Genomic DNA, 13,380 nt, shown 5'->3' with positions numbered 1-13,380 from the left:
GCTCGGTCCCGATCGTGGTTCATTGCCGCAAAGAGGTCGTCCCACATAGCGTCCGGATCCTGGTGGGCCAGCATGTGTCTTGCGCGGACGCCTCGGGGACCGGGTTGACTCCGGGGCCTCGTCCGTGGTGCCCGTGAAACGCGTAGAAACTGCTGATCACTGTGAGGTTGTGGTTAATCGTGCTCGGCGCGTAGCCGCTCCGTAGATAGCTCTTCCCAGTACGACCGTTCACCGACCCCGGCGGCGGGCTGTCTGGGTTGCGCCGGCCGCGCTGCGGGTTCGTCGTGACGCGGAGCCAGCCCACCAGAGCGCCGGCCTCTGCTTCAGTTGCCCTGTGCCAGGGGACGTCGAGGAACCAGAGCACGCGGAACCAACGCAGCAGATCGAAGGCATAACTCCGGCAGGTCAGCGGTCGGTTGTCGCACAAAGCGAGGTCCCGCAGGTACTGGACCACGGGCTCAAGAAGGGCTCCCGTGGAATCCAACGAGCAATGCTCAAGACCTGTGGATCGGCCTCGGTAAGGGTGCCTCGCGGAACGCGGAGGGCGTACCTTCCCGAGTGATCGACTTCTGGTCATCGAGTATGCCCGCGTTGGCGCGCGGGTCGGGAAGGCACGCCTGTGCTCAGCGTAGTCAACAACGACGGAACCACCGAGACCGGCTTCCTGATGGACGACATCGTCCGCGAGGGCGCCCGGCGGATGCTCGCCGCGGCCCTGGAGGCCGAAGTCAACCAGTACATAGCCGAGTTGGCCGACCAGCGTGACGAAGCCGGTCGCCGGCTGGTGGTCCGCAACGGTCACCACCGTGAGCGCACTGTGACCACGGCCGCAGGCCCGGTCCCGGTGAAGGCGCCGCGCGTGAACGACAAGCGCGTCGACGCCGCCACGGGCGAGCGCGAGCGGTTCTCGTCGAAGATCCTGGCCCCCTGGTGCCGGAAGTCCCCGAAGATCAGCGAGGTCCTTCCCCTCCTCTACCTGCACGGACTGTCCTCCGGCGACTTCGTGCCCGCCATGGAGCAGTTCCTCGGCAGCTCGGCCGGGCTTTCGCCGGCCACCGTGACCCGGCTGACCAAGCAATGGAGCGATGACCACGCCGTCTTCCAAGCCCGCGACCTGTCGGAATCCGACTACGTCTACGTGTGGGCCGACGGCGTCCACCCCAAGATCCGCCTCGGCCAGGCCCGCTCCTGCGTCCTGGTCCTCATGGGAGTGCGCACCGACGGCCGCAAGGAACTCATCGCGCTCGCCGAAGGACTGCGCGAGTCCACCGAGTCCTGGGCCGACCTGCTACGTGACTGCCGGCGGCGCGGCATGCGGGCCCCCGAGCTCGTGGTCGGTGACGGCGCGATGGGCCTGTGGCGGGCTCTCACAGAGGTGTTTCCGCAGGCCAGGCATCAAAGGTGCTGGGTTCACAAAAGCCGGAACGTCGTCAACGCCCTGCCGAAGTCGGCCCAGCCCGGAGCGAAGAAGGCACTGCAGGAGATCTACAACGCCGAAGACCGCGACCACGCCGAGAAGGCCGTCAAGGACTTCGATCGCGCCTACGGCGCGAAGTGGCCCAAGGCGGTGAAGAAGGTCACCGACGAGGCCGATGAACTCCTGGCGTTCTACGACTTTCCCGCCGAACACTGGGTCCACCTCAGAACGACGAACCCGATCGAATCCACCTTCAGCACCGTCAAGTTGAGGACCCGGGTCACCCGCGGAGCTGGCAGCCCCGCAGCGGCCCTGGCCATGGTGTTCAAGCTCACCGAGTCCGCCCAGGCCCGCTGGCGCGCGATCACCGCACCCCATCTCGTCGCCCTCGTCCGCAACGGCGCCACATTCCACAACGGCTACCTCGTGGAGCGTCCCGAGGTGAGCGCAGCATGACCAGGCACGGGAACCGTCCACTGCTCTTCGTGGACGTCGACGGGCCGCTCCTGCCGTTCGGTGACGACCCGCAGCGCGATCTCACGGGCACCGCATCCAACTCGCACCTGGCGCGGCTCGACCCGCAGATCGGGCCGCGGCTCGCGGCGCTGCCGTGCGACCTAGTCTGGGCCACCACCTGGGAAGAAGAGGCCAATATCGAGCTGGCACCGAGACTCGGCCTGCCGCAGCTGCCGGTCGTGAACTGGCCAGAGCCCTCAGCCGCCCACGAACGCGAAGACCAGTGGTTCGGGCTCCACTGGAAGACCCGAACCCTCGTGGCGTGGGCGGACGGACGCCCGTTCGCCTGGGTCGACGACGAGATCACCGACGCCGACCGAGACTGGGTATCCATCCACCACCCCGCCCAGGCGATCCTCCATCGCGTCGCGTCGTCCCGAGGCCTCACCGACCAGGACTTCGTAGTCCTCGATGAATGGCTACAGCTGGCTTGAGGTTCTCCGCGCTGATCCACAGGATTTGACAGTTACTCCTGCAAAAAACCACCGGAGGAGTGTGGCACTCCTACTACGACGACACCCTCATCGAGGGCTCCGGCCCCGGCAGGATTGACATCGATCACCTGGTCCCGCTCGCCGAGGCCCACGACTCCGGCGCCTACGGCTGGACGACGGAGAAACGCCGCCGCTACGCCAACGATCTCGGAGCCGAAGTCAGCCTGATCGCCGTCAGCGCCCGCTCTAACCGGCAGAAATCGGACCAGGATCCCACCACATGGATGCCGATTCCGTCCGTGCACTGCCGGTACCTCGGCGAGTGGGTGGCGACGAAGAAGCGGTGGGGTCTGGCGGTCGACCCGGCTGAGCGTGAGGCTCTGCTGCGCTTCGCCGCCGACTGCCCGGACACCACCCTCGCCTACGAGCCGGCGCCGTAGCCCGCACACGACTCGCTCGGTCGCTCAGCCGTCCCCGCGATCCTTCTTCGAGACCCGGTTTCCCGGGATGCGGGACTGCTGTGGCTTTCCCCATTCATTCGCTGCTCTGCTGCCTGCCGGTGTATCACCGGCGGGCAGCAGCCGTCTGGCCCCCGGGGCGTGCGGCAAACGGCGCCCAGTGAGCTGCCGCCGGGTTGTCAGCTCAGGCAGAAGGGCTGGCTGATCTTGTCGGCGTCATCCGACTGGATAAGCGTGAGGACGACGGTTACTGCCTTTGAAGGAGGAGTGACCAAAGACGCCTCTTGATGTTCGACGGGCCCCTACAGTCGCGCGGGTGAGTTACGTGAGCCTGCTGCGGCAACGTCCCGTCCTGGTCCTGTGGCTTGCTGAGACGCTGTCCGTCTTCGGCGACCGCTTCTTCACCCTTGCTCTGGCATGGACGGCCTGGCAGCGATCCGGCGCGGTCGCCATGGGCCTGGTCGTGGTGGTCGAGTCGGTGCCTCACCTGCTGATCGGCGTCTTCGGCCGGAAGCTGGTCGCGCGCTTCGCCTCCTTCCGCGCGCTTGCCGCAGTGGAGGCCGTGCAGGTCGTCATCGTGGGCGCGACGGGCACCGCCCTGGACCGGGCCGGGGCCCATTGCACGCGGATCACCGTCCCGCTGGACTACAGCCGCCCGACCGGCCCGACCACCCGGATCGCCCTCTCCCGGCTCCCGGCGTCCGACCGGGCGCACCGGATCGGCACCCTGGTCCTCAACCACGGCGGTCCGGCCGAGCCGACGCTCGGTATGCCACTGGAGACGCGGGCGTACATGGGCAAGGTGGCTGCCCGGTACGACCTGGTCGGGATCGATCCGCGGTTCGTGGGGCGCAGTACGCCGATCGACTGCGGCTGGCCGACCGGTATCTGGATCCGTTCCGCCGGGACCGGCCGGGCCGCGTTCGACCGCCAGGTCGCCTTCCAGCGGGAGCTGGCCGCAGGGTGCGTACGCCGCCACGGTGATGTACTGCCGTACTGCCGTACTGCCGTACGTGACGACCCGCAACACCGCCCGGGACATGGACGTCGTCCGCGCGGTGCTGGGCGAGCGCCGGATCTCCTACCTCGGGTACTCCTACGGCGCGTATCTCGGCGCCGTGTACACGCAGTTGTTCCCGGGGCGCACCGACCGGGTGGTCCTCGACAGCGCCGGTGATCCGCGCCGCTGGAATCCGAGGCCGTGGGTGGGCAACGAGCCTGTGGTGGAGCGGGCGTTGGGCGCATGGGCGTCCTGGACGGCGGCCCGGGACCGGGAGTACGGGCTCGGGGCGAGCCGGGACGCCGTGCTCGCGACCGTCCACCGGATCGTCGGGGCGGCGTCGGAGCGGGCGTTGCGCGTCGGCTCGTACGACATCGACGAGCATCTGGTGTCGTATCTCTTCTGGAACGGTGTCGGCACCGACCGCGCCGCGGGCCGGGCCGCGTTCGCGCGCTCGGTGGCGGTGCTGGAGAAGGCGGCGCGGCGGATCGCCGTCGCGCCGACTCCGGAATTGGAGGGGAGCCTGCGGTTCGTGCTGGACGCCGCCAGTTCACACTACGGCAGCCCGGCCGCCGCGATCCTGTGCGGCGACGCGGCGGCCCCGCGCGACCCGGAGGCGTACTGGCGCGACATCGAACGCGGCCGCGCCCGCCACCCCCTCTTCGGCCCGCTGACGAACAACATCTCCCCGTGCGCCTTCTGGCCCGATCCCCCGCGCGAGTCCCCGACCCGGATCGCCAACGCCTCGTCCGCGCTGATCGTCTCCGCGACCGGCGACACGGCGACCACATACCGGGGCAGCCGCGCGATGCACCGCCTGCTGACGGGTTCCCGGCTGCTCACCCTGGACGGGGTGATCGCCCATGGGGTGTACGGCGAGTACGGCGACGCCTGCGTGGACGGCACGGTGAACGCGTACCTGGCCTCGGGCAGGCTCCCGGCCGGGGACCCGACGTGCCGCAAATGAGGGTGTCGTCAACTGCCGCATGGGGGCCGGTACTTCCACTGCGGGAAGTACTGGCGCCATTCGGCGCGGGTGATCGTCGGGTGGGCGGTGGCGCAGATCCGTTCGGCGACGCGGTCGATGTCGGGGTCCCAGAGGAGGGCGGTCCAGTCCTCGCTGCCGGTGGCGAGGGTGCGGCCGTCGGGGCTGAAGGCGACGGTGTCGACCGGTTTGGTGTGGCCGGTCAGCAGCACCGGCTCCCGGGCCTCACCGCCGCCTGTCAGCCCGTACAGCCGCACCTTCCTGTCGGCGCTCGCAGCGGCCAGGGTACGGCCGTCGGGGGCGAAGGCGACGGACATGACGCCGTCGGTGTAGCCGGTGAGGCGGTCGCGGGCGAGGGGGTGGCGGAGGTCGGTGAGGTTCCAGAGGCGTACGGTGCGGTCCTCGCTGCCGGTGGCCAGGGTGCGGCCGTCGGGCGCGAAGTCGACGGACTTCACGGCGCCGGTGTGCCCGGTGAGGACGGACAGCCGGACGGGGTGGCGCGGGCCGGTGACGTCCCAGAGCGTGGCCTTGCGGTTCCGGCTGGCCACGGCGAGGGTACGGCCGTCGGGCGCGAACGTGACGGAGTCCACGGCACTGCTCCCCGGCAGGGCGGACAGCAGGCGTGGCTCGCTGACATCGGTCGTGCTCCAGAGGCGTACGGCGCCCTGCTCGCCGCCGGTGACGAGGATGCGCCCGTCGGGGCTGAACGCGAGCGTGTTGACGTGCCCGATGCGTGCGGGAACGGTACGCAGCAACCGGGGCCCCTTCCCCACGTCCCACAGCCGCAGCGTGCCGTCGGCGCTGGCGCTGGCCAGGGTGCGGCCGTCGGGGCTGAAGGCGACGGAGTTTACGGGCCCGGTGTGGCCGGTGAGCGGCGGGAGTTGGCGCGGCCGGTCCCGGTCGGCGAGGTCCCACAGGCGCACGGTGCTGTCGTAGCTGGCGGTGGCGAGGGTACGGCCGTCGGGGCTGAAGGCGACGGAGTAGAGCGAGCTGGTGTGGCCGGCGAGGGCTGGCCCGGGGAGATCCCAGAGCCGGGTGCTCTGGTCCTCGCTGCCGCTGGCCAGCGTGCGCCCCCGGGGCCCGAAGGCCAGCGCCCGCACACTGCCGGTGTGCCCGGTGAGCACGGCCGCCTCCCGCACGGAACCGTCACCGTCCACGTCCCACCGGCGTACGGTGCCGTCGGTACCCCCGGTGGCGAGCCGACGCCCGTCCGCGCTGAAGGCGACGGCGTTGACGGCATCGGTGTGCGTGGCGAGCGTCTGCGTCCGACGGGGCCGGTCGGGCCGACCCACGTCCCAGAGCCGCACGGTGAAGTCGGCTCCGCCGGTGGCGAGTTGGCGCCCACCGGGGGCGAACGCCATGGCGTTGACCTGGCCGGAGTGGGCGGTGGGGGTGGCGGGGGCGGTGGGGTCTGTAGCCCCGGTGGGGTCTGGCCGGCTGACCTGGTCGACCAAGCCCGCCTGCCCCGCCTGGTCTACCTGCCCCGCCTGGTCTACCTGCCCCGCCTGCCCCGGCACCGTCGACAGTCGGCGCAGTCGCTCGCCCGACTCCGTCAGTTCCCAGAGCCGTATCGCCCCGTCGCCGTGCCCCGTGGCCAGCGTGCGGCCGTTGCCGTGGAACGCGGTCGCCGTGATGTCCGTGCCCGCGTCCAGCGTGGCGAGGCCGCGGGGGCTGCGGGGGTTCGTCAGCTGCCACACCCGGATGCCCGCGCGGGCGACGATCGCGAGGGTACGTGCGGCAGGGCCGACTCCGAAGCCGAATCCCACGCCGGCCACCGGACCGTCGCCGCCCGGCAGCCGTGCCGCGAGCCGGGGGCGGCGGGCGTCGCCGATGTCCCACACGCCCACCGTTCCGTCCTCGCCCCCGGCGGCCAGCAGCCGCGCGTCGGGGCTGACGGCGACCGTGCGTACGGAGCCGCCGAGGCGGCCCAGCGTGACCGGCCCGTCCGGGCGGTGCGGGTCCGGTACCCGGCGCAATCGCACCGTGCGGTCGGCGTCGCCGGTGACCAGGACGCGGCCGTCGGCTCCGAACGCCACCGCCGTGATGGCGCCAGACTGGCCGGTCAGCTGGGTGGCGTACGGCGTGGCGAAGGTGCTGAGGACGCTGCCGCGCGCCTCCGGGGTGGGTGACAACTTGTACGCGGCCAGGCTGAGTTGGGCGGCCAGGGCCGGGTTGACGCCGCGCAGTGCCGCCGCCCGTTCCGCCGCGCGCTGGGAGCCGACGACGTCGCGCTGCTGGTCGGCCGCCCGCTGGGCCCGTACGGCGAGGGCCGCCGTGGTCGTGGTCAGCACGAGCAGGACGCTCAGCAGCCCCACGCCGAGGCGCCGGAACCGGGCCCGGCGCCGCACCGCCGCGTGTTCCGCCGCCCGGGCGGCCAGACCGGCGTCCAGGAACTCTCGCTCCGGTACGGACATCGTCGTACGGTCGAGCCCGGCGGCGAGGGAGAGAGCGGTGCCCCGGTACAGGGCTCCGGGTTCGCGGCCCAGCGCCTCCCAGGCCTGGGCTGCGTCGGTGAGGCGGTGTGCGGTGCGGGTGGCCTCGCGGTCCTCTGTCAGCCAGCGGTGCAGTCGGGGCCAGCATCGGATCAGCGCCTCATGGGCGAGTTCGACGCGCTCGCGGTCGAGGGTGAGGAGGCGGGCGCCGGCGGCGAGGTCGAGTACGGCACGGATCTCGCCGTTGAGGTCACCGCCGGCACCGACCCCCTCCCCCGTCCCCTCCCCCGTCCCCGGCCCCGTCCCCGGCCCCTTCCCCGGCCCCTTCCCCGCCAGCCCGTCCAGTTCCTCCAGGCGGGCCGGGCGCCGGGTGTCCTCCGTGCCGTCGCCGAGGGCGGTCAGCCGTACGAACACCTGCCGGGCCAGCTGTTGCCGGCCCGGGTCCAGACCCTGGTAGAACTCCTCGGCGGTGCGTGCGAGGGCGCCCTCCAGACCGCCCGCCGCCTCGAAGGCGTCCCGGGTGAGCGCGTTGCCCCGGCGCCGCCGCCAGGTCTGCAGCAGGGCGTGCGACAGCAGCGGGAGTACGCCTGCCTGGCCGTGGGCCTGGGCGATGAGCGTGGCGAGCAGGGCGCCCTCGATGGTGAGTCCGGCGCGCTGGGCGGGCTGTACGACGGCTCGGCGCAGTTCGTCGAGGCTCATCGGCCCGACGGGCACCTGGGCGTCGCGCATGGCCTCGACGAGGGGCGCGTGGTGGGTGCAGTGGGCGTAGAAGTCGGCGCGTGCGCCCAGGGCTACGCGGCATCGGCCGCCGGGGTCCGAGGCGGCGAGGACGAGGGCCTCGATGAAACGGTCGCGTTCGGCGGGGTCCCGGCAGAGCGTGAAGACCTCCTCGAACTGGTCGACCACCAGCACGAGTTCACGGTCACCGGTGTCGTCGTCCCGGGCGTTGATCTGCCGTACGACGCGCCCCAGGTTCTCGGGGTCGTCCCGCAGTTCCCCGTACAGGGCGCCCGGCGCGAGCCCCGCCATCGCCCCGAGCCGCACGGCGCACTCCTCCAACGGCCGGGCCCCGGGCGTCAGTACGAGCACGGTCGCCCCCTCCGCCTCCCGCAGCCGCGGCACCAGCCCGGCCCGTAGGAGCGAGGACTTCCCCGACCCCGAAGCCCCGATCACCACCACGAACCGCTGCCGTTCCAGCCGCCCGGCCAGCTCCTCCAGGAGCCGCTCACGCCCGAAGAACCACTCGGAGTCCTGCTCCCGGAAGGACCGCAGCCCGGCGTACGGCGCAGCCGGCCCGCCGCCCTCGGGCTCCGCCCTCACCTCCCCGAGAGCCCCGGCGACCTCCCGCCACCGCTGCCCCCACTCCTCGGTGTCCCCGTCGCAGGCCCGTACGTACGCCAGCGTCACCGCGAGCGTCGGCAGCCGCTGCCCGGCGGCGGCCGAGGACAGGGTCGAGATCGAATAGTGCGCCTGCTCCGCGAGTCTCCGGTACGGCGGATTCCCCGCCTTCCGCCTCAACTGCCGCAACCCAGCGGCGAATTCGACTAACGGACCGTCCCCCGCGTCCAGCGGTCGCTCCCTGCGCGGCATGGCCGCACCTCCCCGATGGTCCCCGCAGCTCCCCGCGACTCCCCGTTCCCCCGTGTCACAGCTCGCACGGCGGGTCGCATTTTTCAGGAGTTGTTTGTTCGACACCAGGCTTCGAACACGAACAATCACCAACGGGCTACATCTGGGCAGATCCGATCCACAACCCGGGGGAAACAGATGCGGCGCACCGAGATCAGGACATTCCGCCCACACATGGGTGGGCAGTCGCGATCCGCCGATGCCATCCTTCTCCCGATCAGGGGTGCCGGTGGGGCGGGGCGAGGGCGGTGGGTGTTGGCAAGATCGCGGTACCGGGGTGTCGTTGCTGTCATGGTGGGGCTTTCGGTCCTGCTCACGGGGCTGGGCGCGGGTGGCCTGACCAGGGAGAGGACTGCTGACGCGGCAGCGCCGCCGCCCGTCTCGCCCACCAGCTCGGCGCCGACTCCGGCCGAACGCACTGCCCTGACCCGGGCCCGGGAGTCCGGGAAGCGGGTCGAGGTGGTGGCGAAGCGGACCGAGACGATGGAGGTCTACGCCGACCCCAAGGGCCACTTCACCGCAGTGCTGCACCCTGGCCCGGTCCGGGCGCGCCAAGACGGCAAGTGGGTGGCGATCGACACCACCCTGGTGCGGCGGCCGGACGGTTCGGTCGCCCCGCGTGCCGCGGCGGTGTCGCTGGCCTTCTCCAAGGGTGGTCAGGAGCCTTTGGTACGGCTCGGCCAGGGCGGGAAGCAGGTGGCGCTGGGCTGGCCGGACCCGTTGCCGACACCGGTGCTCAAGGGCGACACCGCCACGTATCCGGAAGTGATGCCGGGCGTCGACCTCAAGCTCACCGCGGGGTCGGCGGGCTTCAGCGAGGTGCTGGTCGTCAAGACGCGCGCGGCCGCGAAGAACCCGGAGCTGCGCAAGGTGCGGTTCGGCGTGCAGACGAGCGGGCTCACCCTGAAGGCGGGCAAGGGCGGTGGATCCGAGCTCGTCGACGCCAAGGGGAAGACCGTCTTTTCCTCGCCGGCTCCCGCGATGTGGGACGCGGCCTCGAACGAGGCGGTCGGCCGTTTCGAGATGGCCAAGAACGCGATCACCGTCATCCCGGACCGGAAACTGCTCACGGCCCCGGACACCAAGTTCCCAATGTCGATCGACCCGGACTGGTGGGTCCCCTTCGGCGGATGGGCCAAGGTCTTCTCGGGAAAGCTGGACTCCTCGTTCTGGCACGGCGGCGGGGACGTCGAGCCGCCCGGCAGATTCGGCGGGCAGAACCTCGGCAAGGTCGGCAAATGCTGGCTCGCCAGCGGTACGTGCAACGGCATCGGCGCGGCTCGTACGTTTGTGCAGTTCGACATCAGAGGCCTGCACGGCGCGCAGGTCGTGACCCCGAACGGGTTGTCCGGTGCGGAGTTCAACGCGCACGAGGTGTACGCCCCGGCCTGTGGCGGGGGCAGCAGGAGATTCGGGGTGAGCCTGGTCCATGCCAACCCGTTCGGCTCCGACCTCACCTGGCGTAACTCGCAGAAGGAATTTCCGGCTCCCATCGGCGGGACCCGCAGGGAGATGCACGGCTACGAGCCGGGCGGAGCATGCGGGCCGGCGAATATCGGCTGGGGCGTCGGCGACCAGGTGCGGTATTCCAACGACCAGCGCGCGACCCACGTCGCGTTCGCGCTGATCGCCGAGGATGAGACCGAGGACTACAGCTGGAAGAAGTTCGACGCGTACTCGCTGCTGGTGCACTACAACTGGCCGCCCGACGTGCCGAAGAATTTCAGCTGGTCGGCGGGAACCACGACGCGCCCGTGCAGTACGGACGTGAACAACCCGGACTATGCCAGCAACGCGGCAGCTCCGATCACGCTGCGGGCGACCGGGACCGACCGGGACGGCGACAACCTGTGGATGCGGTTCGAGCGGTGGACCCGGCATGGATCCATGCACGAGCCGCCGAACGCTCCCGGGCCGCTGGTCAACGGTTCGGAGTTCACCGACGTCATCCCGCAGGGGACCTTCCAGCACGGATTCCAGCTCTCATGGCGGGCACGGGCCGGCGACTACTGGGGTCCCAGCCCGTTCGGGCCGCAGACAGGCACCGGGATGTGCCAGCTCGACATCGACAACGAAAAGCCCGGGAGGCCGTCGGCCACGCCGCCCTCCGAGTCGACCGTGGGTGCGCCGGCCGAGTTCACGGTCAAGGCCAATGACCCCGATGTGGTCGAGTTCCGGTACGGCCTGGCACAGGGCGGCAGCCAATGCCGTACGACCCGCAGCGTGCCCGCGGAGGAACTGGGTGGTGAGGCCTCGTTCAAGGTGACGCCGATGAAGGCGGCGGACTGGGACGTCTGGGTGACGGCCGTCGACCGGGCCGGCAATGTGAGCTCGGACTGCGAGCTCCATACGCTGAAAGTGGCGAAGGGCGCGAGCCCGGTGGCGCAGTGGGCGCTGGACGGTCGCTGGACCGATGCCGGCGTGACCGACCCGACGGGTGGTCACAACGGCACGGTCGCCCTCGGGCCCACACGCTGGACCAAGGGCCGGGCTGGGGACGCGCTGCACTTCACCGGCACCAGCGACTCCTATGTCGCGCCCGGCGGTGGTCCCGCGGTGTCCACGAACGGGAGCTTCTCGGTGTCGGCATGGGTGAAGCTGGACCAGGCGAACGGTGTCACCCGTACCGCGGTCTCGCAGGTGGGCGACCGGATGTCCGCGTTCTCGCTGGGGTACATCGGCGAGGTCAACCGCTTCGGCTTCCGGATGGCGACCAAGGCCACCGACGACGCCGAGCTGATCACCGTGACATCGCTCAAGGCCGCCCAAGCCGGAGTGTGGACCCATCTCGCGGGCGTCTACGACGTCCCCACCCAAGCGATGACCCTGTACGTCAACGGTCTACGCCAATACAACGTCACCGCCGTGGTGACTACACCGTGGGAATCCAGCTCGGTCCAGATCGGCCGCGGCAAATCGCGGGGGACCTTCGGGGACAACTGGGCCGGCGACATCGACGAGGTGCAGATCTATGACCGGGCGCTCAGCGACCTGACCTACCTCGATCCGGGGGAGGACACGCCGCGCAGCGAGGTCGATCGCCTGGCCGGGACACCGGTCGAGGAGGCGTACTACCCGCTGGACGAAGGCTCGGGCGGCAGCGCGGGCGACGCCTCGGGGAACTACCGCACCGTCGGCCTGAGCAACGCGAGCTGGGTCACGGGCAAGGTCGGCAGCGGTGCGGTGCGGTTCGCGGACGGGACCGGCGCCGGGCTGACCTCCCAGCCGCTGGTGGCGCGCACCGACACCAGCTTCACGGTCGCCGCGCGGGTCAGACCCGATGTGCTGGACGACACGGCGCGCACCGTGGTGAGCCAGGACGGCGGCCAGCACAGCGGGTTCTTCCTCCAGCGCCGCAAGGTCGGCAGCGACCACAAGTGGTCCTTCCACCTGGTCACCGCACCGGACCAGACCAACCCGACCCCGCTGTCGGTGGACGCTGCCGGGTCCGGGACGGTGCCGGTCCAGGGGGAGTGGGTGGCGATCGCCGCCGTTCATGACGCGCAGACGGGCGAGATCCGCATCTACGTCAACGGGCACCTGGCCGGGACCAAGGCGGTCGGCACGCAGAACTCGAACGTGACGGGCCCGCTGGTCATCGGCCGGGGGAGGTGGAACGGCCAGCCGGCGGGGAACTGGATGGGATCGATCGACGAGGTCCACGTCTATAACGGCGTGCTGGCGGACCGGGAGATCGCCGAGCTCAGCGCCCAGACGGAGCCGCAGCCCCCGTCGGCCTTCGTGGGCGCCTTCGGGCAGTTCGCCGGGCATGACGGCAGGCGCTACACCGGCCCTGGTCCGGTGCCGCCGGGGTACTACTTCGAGGGCACGCGCGGGTTCAGCGCACCGGAGGGCGCGCCGGACACCCGGCCGGTCTACTCCTGCCGCTATGGCGGAGGGTTCTTCCTCGACCACGCGGCCAACTGCGCAGGATATGAGGTTCTCGGCACCGCAGGACGGGTTTACATAAACCCGCCCGAGGGCGTTCCCACATTGCCGGTCTACCGGTGCGTGGTGATTGCAAGCGGGGACCACTACCTGTCCCATAGCGACGCCTGTGAGAGCACGCCGGACAAGGTGCGTACCGAGTTCCTTTTCGGATACGTACGAACGCTCACGCCGCTCATCCGCTATCGCGGGCCGGACGGGGAGCGCTGGACCAGCACGCACGCGCAATTCCTGCCATCCGGCTATAAGACCGAGAAGGTGCTGGGCTACGTGTCGCTACGGAGCATCGAAGGCGGCCCACCGCAGCTGAAGCTGTGTGAGGACAGCCGCTCCGACGTGTTCGACGAGTTCGTGTCCACGGACGTCGCATGCGAAGGCCAGAACGACATGGGTGCCTGGCCCAGCGGCCACCTGTGGTCTGAGCCACCCGACGGCATGGAGAGCCAACAGCTGTACGCATGCCGCAGCGAGGGCGCCGAGTGGTTCGAGTCCCTCGACCCGTTCTGCGAGGGGAGCGCCGACTTCGGCCGCCCGCTCGGCTACGTGATCACCCGCCCCTGA

General features: G+C 70.8%; 7 protein-coding genes. 6 read left to right on the top strand and 1 reads right to left on the bottom strand.

Annotation, left to right across the window (positions count from 1 at the left end; translation table 11 throughout):
• Window positions 1-619: 619 nt before the first annotated feature.
• The 5 genes from QF035_RS54190 (at window position 620) to QF035_RS54175 (ending at window position 4,792) form a co-directional block, all read left to right on the top strand.
• The gene (locus tag QF035_RS54190; protein WP_307530522.1) at window positions 620-1,873 is read left to right on the top strand and encodes an IS256 family transposase; all 1,254 of its coding nucleotides are present in this window, start codon (window positions 620-622) and stop codon (window positions 1,871-1,873) included.
• A complete protein-coding gene (locus tag QF035_RS54185) occupies window positions 1,870-2,367 on the top strand; it encodes an HAD domain-containing protein (RefSeq protein ID WP_307530520.1) in 498 nt (165 codons plus the stop codon). The genes QF035_RS54190 and QF035_RS54185 overlap by 4 nt, the downstream gene beginning before the upstream one ends.
• A gap of 59 nt (window positions 2,368-2,426) precedes the next feature.
• Window positions 2,427-2,807, top strand: coding sequence for an HNH endonuclease family protein (locus QF035_RS54180; RefSeq protein ID WP_307530518.1), 381 nt, complete (start codon window positions 2,427-2,429; stop codon window positions 2,805-2,807).
• Window positions 2,808-3,141: 334 nt separating this feature from the next.
• On the top strand, window positions 3,142-4,002 hold the full coding sequence (locus tag QF035_RS56150) for a hypothetical protein (RefSeq protein WP_373466906.1): 861 nt from the start codon (window positions 3,142-3,144) through the stop codon (window positions 4,000-4,002).
• Entirely contained in the window at window positions 3,884-4,792 is a 909-nt protein-coding gene (locus QF035_RS54175; RefSeq protein ID WP_373467041.1) for an alpha/beta hydrolase, read from the top strand. Before QF035_RS56150 ends, QF035_RS54175 begins: the two co-directional genes overlap by 119 nt.
• An 8-nt stretch (window positions 4,793-4,800) precedes the next feature.
• Here QF035_RS54175 and QF035_RS54170 read toward each other — a convergent pair whose 3' ends face one another.
• Complete coding sequence (locus QF035_RS54170) at window positions 4,801-8,832, bottom strand: WD40 repeat domain-containing protein (protein ID WP_307530514.1); 4,032 nt, start codon at window positions 8,830-8,832, stop codon at window positions 4,801-4,803.
• A 330-nt stretch (window positions 8,833-9,162) separates the two neighbouring features.
• On the opposite strand from QF035_RS54170, the gene QF035_RS54165 reads away from it, so the two are divergent.
• Window positions 9,163-13,380, top strand: a complete 4,218-nt coding sequence (locus tag QF035_RS54165) for a LamG domain-containing protein (protein WP_307530512.1) — start codon at window positions 9,163-9,165, stop codon at window positions 13,378-13,380.

The organism is Streptomyces umbrinus, from assembly GCF_030817415.1.
Classification (GTDB): Bacteria; Actinomycetota; Actinomycetes; order Streptomycetales; family Streptomycetaceae; genus Streptomyces; species Streptomyces umbrinus_A.
Note: the sequence above shows the minus strand (reverse complement) of the source record. Positions and strands in the feature narration are given on the sequence as shown.

Bases quoted from the DNA above. Each gene is read 5' to 3' on its own strand.
- QF035_RS54185 (WP_307530520.1), top strand. From the start codon at position 1,870: ATGACCAGGCACGGGAACCGTCCACTGCTCTTCGTGGACGTCGACGGG.
- QF035_RS54165 (WP_307530512.1), top strand. From the start codon at position 9,163: ATGGTGGGGCTTTCGGTCCTGCTCACGGGGCTGGGCGCGGGTGGCCTG.
- QF035_RS54170 (WP_307530514.1), bottom strand. From the start codon at position 8,832: ATGCCGCGCAGGGAGCGACCGCTGGACGCGGGGGACGGTCCGTTAGTC.